Source organism: Streptomyces sp. NPDC126510, assembly GCF_040302345.1.
In the GTDB taxonomy this organism is placed as follows: Bacteria; Actinomycetota; Actinomycetes; order Streptomycetales; family Streptomycetaceae; genus Streptomyces.
On record NZ_JBEORR010000027.1, the window covers coordinates 89,044 to 105,037 of the forward strand.

Annotated in this window: 6 protein-coding genes and 1 pseudogene; 1 reads left to right on the forward strand and 6 read right to left on the reverse strand. The window is 68.3% G+C overall.

The window, feature by feature from the left end; translation table 11 throughout:
* Positions 1-15: 15 nt before the first annotated feature.
* The 4 genes and pseudogenes from ABTX60_RS31790 to ABTX60_RS31805 all read right to left on the reverse strand — a co-directional run.
* Positions 16-3,315, reverse strand: a complete 3,300-nt coding sequence (locus tag ABTX60_RS31790) for a hypothetical protein (protein WP_352100456.1) — start codon at positions 3,313-3,315, stop codon at positions 16-18.
* Positions 3,312-4,562 carry a restriction endonuclease-related protein gene (locus tag ABTX60_RS31795; protein WP_352100457.1) on the reverse strand — a complete coding sequence of 417 codons (1,251 nt, stop codon included), beginning with the start codon at positions 4,560-4,562 and terminating at the stop codon, positions 3,312-3,314. Before ABTX60_RS31795 ends, ABTX60_RS31790 begins: the two co-directional genes overlap by 4 nt.
* A gap of 59 nt (positions 4,563-4,621) precedes the next feature.
* A complete protein-coding gene (locus tag ABTX60_RS31800) occupies positions 4,622-5,083 on the reverse strand; it encodes a hypothetical protein (protein ID WP_352100474.1) in 462 nt (153 codons plus the stop codon).
* Between the two features lie 588 nt (positions 5,084-5,671).
* Positions 5,672-5,848, reverse strand: a pseudogene (locus ABTX60_RS31805) (helix-turn-helix domain-containing protein); the annotation flags it as partial.
* A 545-nt stretch (positions 5,849-6,393) separates the two neighbouring features.
* On the opposite strand from ABTX60_RS31805, the gene ABTX60_RS31810 reads away from it, so the two are divergent.
* Complete coding sequence (locus tag ABTX60_RS31810; protein WP_352100458.1) at positions 6,394-6,573, forward strand: hypothetical protein; 180 nt, start codon at positions 6,394-6,396, stop codon at positions 6,571-6,573.
* 48 nt (positions 6,574-6,621) lie between these two features.
* Here ABTX60_RS31810 and ABTX60_RS31815 read toward each other — a convergent pair whose 3' ends face one another.
* The gene (locus ABTX60_RS31815; RefSeq protein WP_352100459.1) at positions 6,622-12,054 is read right to left on the reverse strand and encodes a sacsin N-terminal ATP-binding-like domain-containing protein; all 5,433 of its coding nucleotides are present in this window, start codon (positions 12,052-12,054) and stop codon (positions 6,622-6,624) included.
* 409 nt (positions 12,055-12,463) lie between these two features.
* Positions 12,464-15,718, reverse strand: a complete 3,255-nt coding sequence (locus ABTX60_RS31820) for a type I restriction-modification system subunit M (RefSeq protein ID WP_352100460.1) — start codon at positions 15,716-15,718, stop codon at positions 12,464-12,466.
* Positions 15,719-15,994 lie beyond the last annotated feature (276 nt).

Consider the following 15,994-nt stretch of genomic DNA (forward strand, 5'->3'; position numbering starts at 1 on the left):
ACGGGCGTGATCAGTTCAGAGCGTCTCGCGGTCGAGCCCTGCATAGGTCAGGAATGCCTGAAGCGCTTGACCGTAGAGCTCATTCATGATGTCGCGCTGTTTCGGAGTCCAGTCGCGGTAGATCTGTTCGATGATCGTGGCCAGGTCGGAGCTGAACTTCTTGTCGTGGATGGAGTGGTCCACGATGTGGAGGGTCATGTCGGTCTCGCCCCGCCGGGCACGGCCGGCGAGCTGGATGAGCAGGACGAGCATTCCTGCGACGAGTTCCTTGCGCAGGTCGTGGTCCATGTTGGAGAACCGGGCCGGGGAGCGAAGGATCTTGGTGAGTTGCTTCCAGGAGGCTTCGCCTGCTGCGCGCAGGACGGCCAAGGGCTCGTCGCTGCCGCCGGCCGGAAGGGTGTTGTAACCGGCGGCGTTGACGCTTGCGTGCAGCCAGTCGGTGTCCTCGATGCTCAGGACAGGCCGGACGCACAGATAGATGTCGCGGACTGCCGAGCGCGTTCCGACGACGATGTTCAGGCCCCGGCCGATGACGGCGAGGGGGGCGATAAGGATCTCTCCGCGGTCGGGGAACTCCTTGAGCTCTTCGCGGACCATCCGGTCCACGTGGGCAGGCAGGTGCTCCTCGTAGTTCTGTTTCTCCGGCTTCTTCACCAGCAGGCAGATCCGGTGGTTCAGCCCGTCGGCCTGTGCCACCCCGGAGGCGAGGTAGGCGGCCTGCTCATAGGAGTTGACGGCGAGGATGACGCGGGCCCGTTCCGGTTCGTGCTTCTCCAGGCGGGCCAGGCGCTTGGCGAGCTGCTGCTCGTACAGGCCCCGGCCGAGATCGCGCAGTGCGTTGGGCTTCAGCTCTGGCGGGAGACCCCCGATCCTCATGGCATCCCCGCTGCTGCCCCGTACAGGCGTGGCGAGGGTGACGATGGACTCCGGACGGGTGTCGGGGAGCCACCAGCGGACCGGGGCATGGATGTGTTCCTGTACGGCCTGTGGTAGGTAGGCGGTGGCTGACAGGCCCATGACGGGACGCTGCACGCCGGCCGCCAGCAGGGCGGTGAGGCCGCCGAGTTCGCTGACGAAGGTGTGCGGATCGCCGCCGAAAGAACGTGACAGGAGTTCCGCTTCCTGCTCCTTTTTGTCCATGCCCTTGACCTGGTAGCCGTGGATGGAGCGGCCCAGCATGGCCAGGGGGTAGAGGGTGGCGACCGTGCTGCTGCGCATGCTTTCAAGGATCTTGCGGACCGATCCCAGGTCGAGATAGCGCAAGGTCTGGGCCTGCATGCGCAGCTCGTCCAGCGCGCTGTCGAGTTCCCGTAGCACGGTGCGGGTGATCAACAGGTTCACCACGGCGGCCTGCTGATGCGCATCGGACACGAGCTCACGCAGGAGCGTGCGCATCGCGTCGCGAGTGTCGGTGAGGTGGTCCTGGCCGCGCTGCGCGGTGAGGATCGTCAGGGCTGTTTGGATGGCGTCCCAGTCGGCTCCGTCGGGAAGCTTGGCCTCCTCATCCGGTCCGGCCGCGTACCAGCGGGCGGGCATGATCTCGTCGAGGAAGGCGAACAGCTCGGGCGGAACGTCGTCGGCCGCGGTCTGGTGGGGGAACAGGAGCTGAAGGATTTCACGGTCCCTCGAGCGGGCCAGGCGCCAGCCGGTGTTGTCGCGGCTGGCCCCGTCAGGGCTGTCCGCCTCGTTGCCCGGGTTCAACCTGAGCCCGCTGCCTGAGCAGAGCCACAGCAGCAGCATCTCGGCCATGAGCCGCGCGTGGCTGACCGGCGCTGCAAGGGCCATCTCATGGACGACGGGCAGGTTCCTGGCGTCCGAGTCGATCTCCCGCAACGCGGTCGTCCGTTTCCGGGAAGCCAAAGTGAGCTCCGAGGTACAGCGGCTGATGGCGGCCGTCTGGAAGGCATCGATCTCATCGATCACCACCGCATCGCAGGCGCGCAGCGTCATCTCCAGCACGCTCATGCCCCTGGTGCCACGTGCCTTGCCGCGGAACTCCTGCCCGTCCAGGACGACACCGATGCGTGTGCGGCCTTCCAGGAGGTTGGCGTGGTTGGTGACGATCACGGCCGCGTCGGTGGCCCGGTAGAACTGCTGGAACTTGCCGCACACCGGGGCGAAGGAGCAGGTGAGCCGGGTGGAGCCGGTGGCCGGAGAGGTCAGCGAGGTGCAGTTCTCCTCCCCGTACGGATACAGGGTGGGCGGGTCCATCAACGCCCGCTGCGCGCAGCCGGCCGACAGCAGCGCGATGTCGGTCCTGGCGCGCCGGTCCCATTCGTCGATCTGGGTGGAGGTACCCAGGGCGGCGTAGTCCATGGCCCGCCGGTGCATGCTCGACGGGGACATCAGCGGAGTGCAGTGAGCGGGCTCGGCTAGGTGCTTGTTCTTGTGCAGATAGGCCAGGTCGTTGTTGATGTCCCAGGCCATGTCCAGGGTGGCGCGGACATCGGTGACGGCGAGGGCGATCCGCCGGTCGTTGAGCGCTGCCCAGGACGCCATGACCCGTACGAGTACCGTTTTGCCGCTTCCCGTGGGGGCGTTGAGGATCTGCAGGTCTCCGGACGTCAGGTCCAGTTCGGTCAGCTCGCCGTCGGTCGTCTTCATTGCCTTGAAGAAGCGCTTGAGCACCTTGTGCAGGTAGGCGACGCTCTTGTCCTGGCCGCTAAGGATCTTGGCGACATCCAAGAGTTGGTTCACTGTCGGCGCGACCCGGTCGCGCTGCGGGCGGGTGTGCACCTGTGGGAGCACCTCGTGGCCGGGCGCTGCAAGGAAGCCGGGAGTCGCCTGGATATGGATCTCTCTGCTGGTCGTGCCGTGCTCTTGGCCCAGGTAGGCCGTCCTCGTCTTGAGGGTTCCTGGGCCCGCGAACGCCTGTGCCTTGGGACGCTTGCCGAAGGTGAAGAACGGCCCGGTGACGCGTTGTGCGTATCCGAGGAAATCCCCTCCCACCCTGGGGATCACCGCCTCGGCCAGCTGTGGGTCTCCGGCCGGCAGCCGCAGCGAACCTCCCGACCTGTCCGCGAGGTCGGGATCGGGGGCCAGGGTGCCTAGGAGCGCGAGGACGGCGGCCCTGAGTTTCTTCGCATCCGTCCATTCGGGAGCCATCAAGGCCATCATCTGACGGATCAGGTTCCGCTCGGCCACTGGCAAGCTCGCCCAATCCGACCATGCCTGCGGCTTGCGGTGGGCGAAGAACGTGGCTTCTTCGAAGCCGGCCAGGATGCGCCCCTCGTCGTCCTTGCGGGGAAAGTAGTGCGCGGCCAGAGCGAGTGCTCCAGCCAGGCCGGCTTCCTTACCCGTCATCTCCCCGCTCACGCCTTGCCCTCCTTGATCTGCGTGATGACCATCTCGAGGTAGTCCGTCGCGGTCATCGCCGCCTTCATCCTGTATGTGCGGCACACCGCGTGGAGCTGGGCCACCTGGTCCTGGCGATGGTCGGGCACTACCAGGTACTCGGCGCCGCCCTTATCGCCGCCGTCCATATGAAGTTTGCTGACCAGGTGATTCGGCCAGGTGTAGTCCTTGAAGTCAGCAGGAAAGTGCGGCTGTTCGCTTCCTTCGCGGGTGATCCACAGGTCACACTGGTCCCCGTTGGGCCACAGATGTGATGTCCAGGCGGTTCCCTCCAGGGCCGCCGCGGCGGCTCGGTGCAGGGCCAGTTCGGGTAGACCAGGGATGACGGTGTAGCGCCACACCGGCCGTACCAGCGCCATGTACTCTGCGGCCGGCTTGGCCTGCGGCACGTGCGGTACGGCCCCGGTCCATAGGCGTGCGAACCGGCCGGACGGGACCCGGCATTCGAACGTCGGACTCAGTTCGGGGGCCGACTTCTTCCGGGCGGTCACGACGAACTCGTACGACGCGCCCGTCTCCTCGTGCCAGGGGTACAGACACCGCACCCTGCCCCTTGTGCGCGCGCCGGTCCGGGCAGCTGTCACCTTCATCGGCCACTTGCAGGCGGGGCAGGGCCACCACCAGCCGTTGAACTGCGCGTACTGGGCGATCGGCTTGTAGAAGTCGTTCGCCCGGGAGGGCAGCTTGAGCTCCATGAGACTGCCCGTCGGCACCGTCGGGTTCTCAACCAGAGTGGTGCGGTGCCTCTGGTAGAAGGAGCCCTTGATCGCGCTGAAGACGGCTTCCTGGCTGTACTCGTCATCCAGCTTCGGTTTCGTTACCTGCCCGGTGAACTTCCCGACCTTCTGCGCGGCCCGCAGGACGCGCTGGGCTTCGTGCCGGAAGTCGAACCCGTCCTCCGTGGCAACGCCCTCGCTGTCCATGAGCCGCACGCCAGCGAGAGCCTCGCTGTCGATCCAGTCGGGCAGCAGCCCTTCCAGGGAGCCAGCCCGGTCGCCAGTGAGCCTGCCCATCAGTTCGTCGAACAGGATCAGGTGCCCCGGGCCGCATGCCGCCATCAGGATGCCGTGGGCCTCCATGAGGCGGTCCAGGCGTCTCGGCCCGTCCAGTCCCTCGCCGACCATCGCGTGCTCGCACACGGCGAACGCCTTGACGATTTCCAGCAGTGCGTGAGTCTGCTGAATGTCCGTTGTGTCGTCAGCTTGCATCAGGTGCCGGACCATACGGCAGGCCACTGACAATGGGCCCTGGGAATCCCGAGGGGAGTTCAGCCAGAGCTCTCGTCGAGGCCCTCGGTGTCGATGCTGGGATACAGGCCGCAGTAGGCGTCGAGGTGGTCGGCGATGTGGCTTCGCCCGGAGTCGGTAAGGAACCACCGGTACGGTCCGTGAGTCACTCCGTCGGGGTGCCGCAACACGATGAAGCCCCGGCTCGGGGTCCGTCCATCAGGGCTTTGCCCCACCGCCAGGTAATGCGGCCCACGCCCGGCGAGGCTGCCGTCCACCCCCTGCGCTCCGGCGCGCGCGACCCGGACCATGATCTTCCAGAGCCACAACGACAGCAGCGGCGCAGGTGGTCCTGCTTCCCGGGGAGCCCCGAGGGCCGCACGGGCCACCGCTCGCCCGTGCCGGGTCATCTCCACCCGGGTACGGGGGATATCCCCCAGACCGTCGACATACAGCCGGTCCCGGTACACGACGATCAGGCCACGCCGCTCCAAAGCGGCCACCGACGATCCAGCTCCTGGGTCATGTACCCCCGCTGCGCGCAGCCCCTCCTGAATGCGGGTGTACCCGACTACATCAGACGAGGCGGAGACCGCCAACGTCATGCGCCGCCATTCGGCTGCCGGTCGCTGTTCCGCTCCCACCAAGCGGGCCTGCCGCTGTTCTTCCTCTACCTCCTGGTCGTGACGGAAGATGCACGTCAGATAGGTACGTTGCCGCTCGTTGAGGGCCCTCCATACAGCCATCGACTCCTCGGAAGGCTGACGGGGACGTCGGACGGGAAGCACTGGGAGAGGGTCCTCCGGGCGGCTGCGGCGCCAGGCATCCATCACCACCCGGTCGGGGACTCTATAGACCTGGGCGATCATGTGCGCCACTCTCCCCAGGGTCTCGGGAGATCCCCACATCCAGCCGTGCACACGTCTGCCGCGTTCAAGATCGCGGATCTTCTCGGCGCTGATATGCAGACCGTGTGCACCACGCTTGCGTCGTAGAGCTGAGGCGGCCTCTTCCGTGCTCAAGCCAGCATCACGACGCAAGTCGGCCAGGCTCTCGGTACCCGGTTCGCGCCCTGTCAGATCCTGCGCACCACACCGCAGAACCTCTAGCAATCGGCCGAAAGCTCGGTCACCAACAGTCCGTGTTCCCGCTTCCCAGTGGCGTACAGCACGTGGCGTAACCCCTACAGCCTCGGCGAGCTGTTCCACCCTCATGTCTCTGAACAATCGTTGGCGTTGCAGGGCCTGGGGACGGAGGGACTGTGCCATACCGGAAGCAAAACGTAGTGAACAGTTCACTGCAACTGTTCACGGCGCGGATCTCGATCCCGGCCGAGGTGGTTGCGGGCATCTACTGTCCAGGGCTTGGGGCCATCGCTGGTCGCCCCTCAGGAGGCACGCGGTCCGTGCCTCTCGGTGGCAGGGTGCGAAGGAGCCGAGCATCGGTTTGGCCCCAAGCCGCGTAGGAGTGTCAGAGTGCCCTGAGCGCTCCAGCGCGGGGTGCCGCTCCGTGCTGGAGTCGCTCCAGGCTCCAACAGCCGTCTGGATCGGCCGCATACCCGCTTTGAACTGCGATTATGACGGCTCCCGCTTCATGCGATATCTGTCTGGCGCTCGGTCCCTGACCGCGACCGCCGAGTGGATCGCGGACGCACCCCGGACTGACCCGCTCAGCAAGACGGTCTCAGTGCCCCACCCGACCACGGTGATGCGGCTGCTCAGCCGTCTCGAACGGCGACGCCCTCGATGCCGCGGTCTGCGCGTTCCTCTGGTCTAGGGACGACTCCCGCCGGGCCGGGACACGGTCGAGGGTCGTGGCGGTGGACGGGAAGGTCCTGCACGGATCCCGCGTTCCCGGCCGCAAGTCCGTGTGGCTCCTGGCCGCCATGAGCCACGCGGGCACCGTCCTTGGGCACCGGCAGATCGCGGACAAGAGCGACGAGACCCCCTTCCTTCATTTCGCCCCGGTCCAGCCACTCGACTCCGGAACTTGATCAGGCGCTGTGGCCTCGGCTCATTTGGGCCGGGGTTGAAAGTCAAGATCAGAGCACGTACGAGAAGCGCAGTGCCCCGCCCTCCTCGCGGTAGCGTCCCCGACCGCGCTTCCCGTAGGGGTTGGGGAGCATCTGGACGGCCACCTTGTGAGGAGTGAGGGCGTGGGTGACCACCAGAAGGCGCCAACGGTCGTTGCCCGCGTGCTGGCGGGCCGCGCGGACCTCGCTCTCTCCCAACTCGAAGCGGCCTCCTTCGCCCACAGTGGCCTTCACCTCGTAGAGGTAGGGCCGGCTGCCGGAGCCTACCCGGAAGTCGAAACCGAGACTGTCGTCACCAGACGGACCGGGGAAGGCTTTACGGCGGTTACCCGAGACCCAGCTGGTCTCGTCCACGTGGTCCGGGTAGTGCACGCACAGCCATTGGTACGCGTACCACTCGCCCACGTACCCGATGGCACCCCGCTGGACCGTGGTCAGCCCGCTGTCCGTGCCCCCTCCGTACCGCCACCCGCGTGTGCGACTGCCGGCCTGGGTGTGTCCGGGCCGAGGGCGAGGGTCCGTGAAGCGGAGCGGTCCCACGGCGGCGATCCCCGGCGCCGAGCCGCTCTGTAGGACTCGGGCGAGTTCGCGGGTGAGGGCGGTGAAGTCACCGGAGTGGACGTCGAAGTCGCGGCCGCCGACGGAGATCGACCGCCGCTTGCGCTCACGTTCCCGGCGTTCGTGTTCCGCCGCATTGCGCACCCGGTCCAGGGCGGCCCCGGACAATCCGTGCTGTGCGGGATCTGTCGCCACGGCCATTCCGTCGGGCCACTGGCCGATGGTCACCAGCCAGCTGGCGACGTCGGTGGGGGAGAGGGGGCGGAAGTCCAGCGCTCCCACAGAGTCCAGCCGCGCGGTGACCTCCTCGGCGGGCTCGGCTGCGGTGAAGGCGGCGGGCAAGGAGTGACCGGCTGCTCTGATCAAAATCGCGAGGTCGGCAGCCAGGCCGGTGATTGTGCGGAGGTTCGCGCTGCGCACCTGGTCGAGGGCGGGCAGACGTTCGCCCGACCGGGGCAACGGTACCGGGCGGCCCAGGCGCAGTGACAGCCGCTCCTCCACGTATGCCTCCAGGATCCCTGCGTCGGCCGTATCCACGGTATGCGCCCATGCCTCCGGCGCGGTGATCCAGTCCAGGGTCCGGGTTGAAGGCCAGTCCGGGATCGGACGGTGCGCGTCGAAGTCCTCCAGCACCGCCCAGCGCAGCCGGTTGACGAACTCCTTCTTACGCAGGTCCAGGTAGGTACGGAGTGCCTCCTCGTGCTCAGCGGCGTGGCTGATCGGACCCAGGGGCGGGCTCATCGTGCGCAGGGTGTCGTTCAGCTCGGCGAATCCGATGCCCAGGTCGCGCCGCAGTTCGTCCGTACCGCGGGTCGCGCGTGCCCTGACGATGAACTCGGATACGAGGCACGGGAGTTCGTCGGCGTATTCTTCAAGGCGAGCCTGGAACTCCCGGGTGTCGCCTGGCGGCGGCAGGAACAACGACTCCGCCGCCTCCGAACCAAGCAGGTGGACGAGAAAGGGCCGGCATCGTTCGAGGACCACGCCGATGGCCCCGTCGATTCGGCGACGCGTCTCCTCGACCTGGTGGACCGTGACTTCCAGGGCATCGGCGAGCTCCTCCTGGCTCGGGTCGCGTAGATCGGCGTGAAGGGAGGCGAGCTGGTGGGCCGCGAGGCGCAGCCGGTCGCCGAACTCCCGTCGTCCCAGCAGCTCGGCGAGTGCCACCACGACGCGGGTGATCTCGGGCCAGCCCGCTTCGCCCGCCGGGGCGAGGACGAGCGGATGCTTCGGATCGGGCAGCGGCAGCACTCCGCCGAGGCGGCCCGGCAACGTCACGGGGCGGCCGTCGAGTTCGATGTCCCAGGAGTGGTAACGGTGCAGTCGTACGCTCCTGACCAGGGACACCAACTCGCTCAGCTCGGCCTCGCTCGCCCGGGGGCCGCGCGCCAAGTGGTCGGAGAGGACGCCCACGGCCAGCGTGAGCCAGGGCAACTGCTGGACCAGTGGCTCTCCCATGGCCGCAGGGTCCACCCGTGCTCCGTCCACGGTTACCGTGAACATCAGGTCGTCTGTATGCCGGACGCTGGCGGGGTGTTCGGTCGCCAGCAGCTCGACGGCCTTCGCCGAGACACCGGGAAGGGTGAGCAGGGGCCGCCCCATCTCCCGCACCAGAAGGGCTGTCAGGCCGTCGCGTTCGCCGCTGGCGTAGAGCACAGTCCCGGCATCACCAGTGCCATCGCTTTCCCCGCCGTCCAGGGCGGACAGCGGTACGCTGATCAGTCGGTCCTCGGACTCGGCGAGCATACTGGCACCCTTGGGTAGTGCAGGAAGGGGCCGCCGTACGAGGTCCCTCCAGGCACGTTCGTTGGCGCGCTGCGCGGCGGGCCGGTCCTCGGCCCCCAACGCGCCCTCCGCGGCAAGCTGCCCCAACGCGGCGATGAGGCGGGCGCTGTCTCGCGGGTCGTCCCAGGTCGGCAGCCGCATCTCCCTTAGGCGGTCGCCCGCCTTCCCGCGTTCAAGAAGGTGGCGCAGCCGATGATCGACAGTCGGCGCGTACGATGGCTCTTCCTCCAGCCCGGGCGGGCAGCGCCAGGCGTCGGCCGGCCGGACGAACCGGACGGCCCGGTCGCGGCCCCGGACCGGGAGCCACGGCTGCTCCCGGACGAAGGCGCCGAGCGGGGTCGGGACCCGTTCCGTATCCGGGGAACTCTGGCTGCCGGCACTGGTCCAGACGCTGGTGAACCTAGCGTCGTCCCAGCTGGCCAGGCCGTGCAAAACGAGCCGTGCGTACGCCAGCCGGGCCTCCTGGCCGAGGCGTCCGACGACGTCCTGGCCGGGGAGCCGCCAGGCCGGGGTTCCCCGGTACGGCGTCCGAGGGTAGTAGGCACTGGACCAGTTGCGGACGTACGGCTCCCACTGCTCCTGCACCTCGGCAGACACCTTCGCCATGCGGATCAGTTGCCGAGCGGTGAGCTCCCGGCCTTGATCTACCCGGCTCAAGGCGTCGCGAGACCTGACCGGGAGCAGACCGTCGGCCACCCCCGCCTCCAACAGAAACGCCCACCACTCCGCAGGGGTAGTCTCGCCCCGCTTGGCGAACTCCTCGGGCACGGCCAGGAGGCGTCCGGCGATCGCCTTGAGGCTCTTCGACACGTCCTGCCCGGCGGCGACCACCGCCGCCAGGTCCTCACCGACGGACGCGCGGCCCCAGCCCCGGCCGAAGACGGCGTCGCTCGCTCTGATCAGCCGGCCGTCCGCCGACGGTACGTACAGTCCGAGCGAGGAGATCTCCGTCCCGCCCAGCGAACGCCTGGGCTGCCACAGCCGGAAGACGAACCGCAGGGTTTGGAGCCGCAGTCTGCGATCGGTGCTCGCGTTGAGAGCCTGCCGTACGTGGTCCAGCAGCCCCCTCGTGTCGTACGGCCGGACGAGCCCCTCCTGCTCGAGGAAGGCGCGGGCGGCCCGCCCGCGCGTACGCTCGCCGCGGTCCTTCCAGACCAGCCCCGGGTGCAGGGAGAACAACCGCTTGCTGAGCAGGGCGGGGACGGACGGGGCGCCAGTCTCGTTCGCCTCCGTACGCACCGGCTGGAAGAACGCCTCGCGGCGGGCACCCTGACCGCTCGGCTTGCCCTGTACACGTGTACTAATGCCCGCACCCGCCCTTTCGAGGGGGCGGTTGGTGGGCCGCAGGGTGCAGTCCTCCGCGAGCAGCAACTGCTTGCCGTGCAGAACGTGCCCATCGTCCTCAAAGAGGGCAGCCAAGTCCTCGTACAGCGCGCTCCACTGCTCGAGGGACTCACCGGACCGGGGGAGGGGAAGGCCCCCGACGATCCCTTCCACGTACTCGGCAAGGATCTCCGGGCCCGGCTCCCACGGGCACGCGAGGGCCTTGCACAGGGTGGCCAGCCGCTTCAGCCGGTCGCCGCCGATCTCGGGGTCCGCCACCACGACCCCGGACTCGTGCGCGCGGTGCGCCGTGAGGACGGTCAGGTTGAGGTCCGGCCACAAGACCGCGTCCTGGGGTGGGGCCCAGCCCGCCTCCGGCGGGGCGCCGTCCGCGGCGAGGACGGGCACGAGCGGCACGTCGGTGAGTTCGCTCCCGTACACGCGCAGAGCCGCCGCGCGGAGGCGCTCCGCCGAACCCCTCTCACTCTCCCAGCTCACCAGGTCCACGGCCAGCTGCCGCATGGACGGCTCGGGCACGGTACGCAGTACCGCAGCGGCCGCCAGACAAGTCTCGGCGACCGCGTCAAGCAGCAACACATTGAGGGGGTTGTCGGCGGGAAACCCGGTGCGGTCGAACGTGGTGAAGAACGGGGCGTTCACGTGCCCCGGGAACGGCGCGGCCTGGTCCTCAGCCATCGGCAGGAAGGTGTAGATCTGCCCGCGTCGCGGGCGGCGGGCGGCGGGCAGCGGGAGCGCGACCTCTACGACGGCCGACCGCTTCCACTCCTGCCACGTGTCGTCGAGGAGCCCGCAACCCACGGCCTCGGCTAGCGCGCTGTTCAGCCGTTCCTTCTCCACGGTGCCCCGGAATACGAGAAAGGTGCCGGCCGACCCCAGGTCCACAGTCGCACAGGAGACGGGGGGTTCGGGCCCGATGCCGTTCTGCGCCACCGCGAAGCCGTCCTCGGAGCGGGTCAGCTCATACCGCTCGTGTGCCTCTCGGCGGTCGTCCAACTCGCCCGCCTCGCCACCAGCAGCCCGTCGTTCCAGCGTCAGGCCAGCGAGCCGGTCGAGGAACAGCATGACGGGTACTTTCGACCCCGCGAGCTCGCGCATCCGCAGCCGTACCTCGGCCCGGGCGGCCTCGCTCAGCAAGGGCAGCCGGACGACGGTTACGTACCCCTGGGCGGCCAGATGCCGACAGGTCGCGGGTACATCGTCAAGCGGCAGGGGCGCCTGGAGTGGCGGATACTTGGAGGCCGCCTCGTGAGCATTCTCCTCACCGGCGAGGAATTCCTCCACGTCGACCTTCTGCGCGAAGCGGAAACAGTATCCGTCCAATTCCGGGCCGAGCCGGTTGTCCGGGTCTGCGCTGTAGATCTCGGGCGCGTCGCTGATCAGCAGGATGCTGCGGAATCCGACCCCCTTGTTCCCGATGCCCTCGCCCACCTCCTTCGAGCTCTGCGCGAGCTCGCAGACCCGCTCGACGTCCCGCCAGGTGAAAGGCATGCCGCCGTTGGCGACGTACAAGGTCCCCCACTCGCCCTCCATCTCATCCAGTAGGACGTGGACCCGTCCGCCGCGGCGGTCCCTCGGATGCGCGTCGTAGCCGTTCTGCAGCAACTCGAAGAGCGAGCGGCCGGCGTACTCCCGCGCGCTCGTGTACGACGCTGCGTTGACTTGCCGTGCCATGCGCAGCACTTGCTCCGACCGGGCCCCCTCCAGCACCGACAGGCCGTACTCCCGCAACTGCTTGGCCCGGGCGTTCCTCGCCATGGTTCTCCCCTCACCTCAGCGTGGCGAGGACGGTATCCCACCTCACTGACATCGGACGGGCGCGGAGAGCTACCGAGTGGAGCATGGCGCGTGCGCCGCTTTGAGAGGGCCATGACTCCGGTACAGGAGTCTCCGGCGACGGGTGCCCGGTAGGTGGAGACGAGGTGCCGATCGGTGCGGTGTTGGTGTCGCCTTCCGCGGTGGGTAAGTCGGAGTTCTAGTCGTTGGTGGTCATGGTCTGGAACATCGGAGTTCCTTGATGACGACAACTTCGACGCCCTGTTCCCGGAGTAGCGTCGCCGTGGAACGACGGAGATCGTGAAACCGGATCGGCCGGAGGTGGGCGTCGCCGAATCCCGGTCCCGATCCCGGCGCAGTCGCGCCAGGTCGCTGAGCCTCGCCCCCGCCGTTACTCGGGCGGGCCGTACGTCATCTCCAGCGAATGCTCCTCCAGGCTGCGGAGCGTCAGCTGGTCGTCCCGGACCTCATTGAGCAGGAAGAGCTCCCGGGTCCGACACTCCTCGCACAGGCTGACGACAGCGAACGGCCAGAGATCGACCGGAGCCCCGTACGGGGCACTGTCCACGTAGATGCGGTCGGGCCGAAGCGGCTGGGTGCTCGACCGCTCGAACGGCTCCCAGCTCGGATGGCTGCCCCTCAGCCGGAGCCCGACTATCCGGTACGAGCCCTCGTCGAGGTACTCGCACCGCTCCACCCAGTCCCAGTGCGTCCCAGAGAGCCAGCTGACCGCGCTGATCGCCCGCACGATGTGCGGTTCCAGCCGCTCGACGTCCTCCGCCAGCTGATGGCTGGCGCGGACGCCGTGCGCGTGGTGCGAGGTGTTCCTGAAATCCTTGATGTGGCCCAGTAGCGCGCGTGCGTTTCCCCGGTCGCGCACGGTGGCGAGCTGTTGGATGCGGGGCTCGATTCCCTCGGCCTCCAGCCGATCGAGGATCCAGAGCCAGGTGCCGAAGGTGGCGCCGGTCCGGAACTGCTTGCGCAGGTTCCGGGAGAAGCCGTTCGATGCGGCGAGCTCGGTGAGCGCCAGCACACCTAGCACCCGGGCCAGGCCCTCGCCCAGCTTGAGCAGTCCGTCCTTCCGCTCCGCCGGGTGCGTGCTGACCCGGTACCGACGGGACAGCGCGGCGGCGTGGTACGGAAAGCTCCACTCGGCGCGCGAGATTGGGTCGTCCAGCGGGCGCACGAGTTCGCCGATCAGGCCGGCCTCGTGGGCGGCGGCCCTGATCTCGTTCCGAACCCCCTGGACGTCCCGTTCGCCGCTGCCGAAGACGTTGGGCAAGATTCCCGACATCGTGGTCCGCAGTGCGCGCCGCCCCTCCTGCACGGTCTCCAGGAGGCTCTCCACCTCGCTGTCGGTCACCAGGTCGACGGGGACGTGCGTGTCCAGCAGATCGCGAGCGCTGGGGTACTGACCGTTGTCCTTGCGGGAGTTCAACCACTCGCAGAGCGCCTGCCCGCTGCCTCGGAGCGGCTGCAGCACGAAGAGCGAGGTCGCCGCCTCGCCGAAGCCCTGCGGCAGCAGGCGCCAGTTCCCCGGCCGTCCGACGAGCATGCCGCCCGAGCACAGGGTCAGCGCCACCCCATCCTCCGGCGCGTCCGGGAGCTCAACGGCCGAGTCCGCCTCGTGGAGGTCCTGGGCGCGCAGGTGCTTGGGCCGGTCGGCGCCGTCCTCCTGCTCCTCGCCGCGCTGCGGCGGGTGGACCCGCGTGGTCTCCAACCTGGCCAGGTTACGCAGCAGTTCGAACTCGCCGTCCAGTTCCGGCCGGTAGAAGAGCGCGGATGGGATCTCGCAACCCACCCGCGTCCTGCTGTCGTCGATCCAGGCATCCGGAGCGGTCGGGTGCACTTCGCGTCGGAGGTGGTCCATCGGATCCACCTGCAGCGGCAGGTGGACGAACTCGCGCAGCTCGGGATCCGGCTCGTACGCCTCGCCGATCCGCTGCGGCTCTCCGTCGCCATCGCGTACGCCGACGGCCTTGCGGACCGCCGCCTCGAAGACCTTCCCGCGCGGCCAGCTCACGCCGGCCGAGGCGACCGCCCGGCGTAGCGCTGTGACGGCCTCCTGGCCCCTCGTCCACGTCGAGCCGACCAGCGGACGCAGGGCGGCCACCAGGGCAGCGGGATCAGGGGTCTTCTGGATCACGCGCGATTCGGCGAGCCGAGTCAGGACCTCCTCGGACAGCTCGTACCTGAGCCGCAGCGGTTGATCGATCGTGACGCGCTGGTACATCAGTTCGTGGGTGGAGACGACGCGGACCCGGTCGTCCGGCTGCTGGGCGGGGTCGGCGGATATGGTTTCCAGGTAGAGCCCGGTGATCTCGGCGATCTGATCCGACGTGATGTATTTGCGCTTAGAGCCGATGGAGCGGCGCATCCGCTGCCACTGGTCCTGAGCGTTCAGCAGCAGCACCTGGCCCCTGCGCTGTGCCGGCTTGCGGTTGCTGAGGACCCACAGGTAGGTGCTGATGCCGGTGTTGTAGAAGAGGTGGTCGGGCAGCGCGACCACGGCCTCGAGCCAGTCGTTCTCCACGATCCACCGCCGGATGTCCGATTCGCCGGACCCCGCACCTCCGACGTACATCGGGGAGCCGTTGAAGATGACCGCGATTCGGCTGCCGCCCTCGCCCGAGGCGCTCACCGGCTTCATCTTCGCCAGCATGTGCTGGAGGAAGAGCAGTGAGCCGTCGTTGATCCGGGGAAGACCGGCTCCGAAGCGGCCCGCGAAACCGAGCTGCTCGTGCTCCGACCGGACCGCGTACTCGCTCTTCTTCCAGTCGACGCCGAACGGCGGATTGGCGACGAGGTAGTCGAAGGCGGTTCCCTGGTGCCCGTCCTCGGCGAAGACGTTCCCGAAGGCGATCGTCGAGGCCCGGCGACCACTGGTCATCATGGTGGCACGGGAGATCGCCCATGACTCCCGGTTGATCTCCTGGCCGTACAGCGTGACGTCCGCCTGGGGGTTCATTAACGCGATGTGAGAGGCAGCCTCGGTCAGCAGGCCGGCCGTCCCGCAGGCCGGATCCAGGATGGTGCGGACGGCATGCGGCGATGTCAGGAGGTCCGAGTCGGCGGAGACGAGGAAGCCGGCCATCAGGTGGGCGACGTCTCGGGGGGTGTAGTGCTCCCCGCTCGCCTCGTTGCCGCTCTCCGCGAACCGCCTGACGAGCTCCTCGAAGAGGCTCTCCATGTGGTCGTCGGTGATCATCTGCCCCAGGTCGATCGAGACGAACTGCGCGACGACGCGGTAGAGGAGTCGGGCCTGGTGCAGGCGGTTGACGGTCCGCTCGAACTCGAAGCCGTCCAGCAGTTCCCTGACGTTCCGGGAGTACCCGTTGACATGGGCCAGGAGTAACCGGTCGGCGTGATCCGGCTCGCTGAGCACGCTCTCCATGGAGAATCGGCTGGAGTTGTAGAAGGGCCAACCCGAGGCGGCCGTCAGGCGCTGCTCACGCTCCTGCTCACCGTCGGTGCGCTCGGCCTCGTCGAGCACCGCCTGCCGGCTCGGGGCCAGCAGGCAGTCCAGCCGGCGCAGCACCGTGAACGGCAGGATCACCCGCCCGTACTCGGAAGACTTGAAGTCGCCGCGCAGCAGGTCGGCCACCGACCAGACGAGCTTGGACAGATGCCCGGTGCCGTCACTCATGCTGTCCTCCGCAGGCCGGTGCCCTCCATGGGACTGATCATCCCATGGCGGTGGCCGGGTCGGCCCACGAACGACGACGCCGAGGACGAGCAGGAGGGCGAACACGCCGACCATGCCGTACTGGACGAAGCTGCCGAGGATCGTGCCGACATCGGGTCCGCCGCTCGCCTCTTCGGCTGCGGCCAGGAGCGCGATCAGGTCAGGGATCTAGGGGAGCTCCTTGCGTGGGTGTGCGCAGGAAGATCCGACGTGGGTCTGGGCATGCGAAAGGCCCCG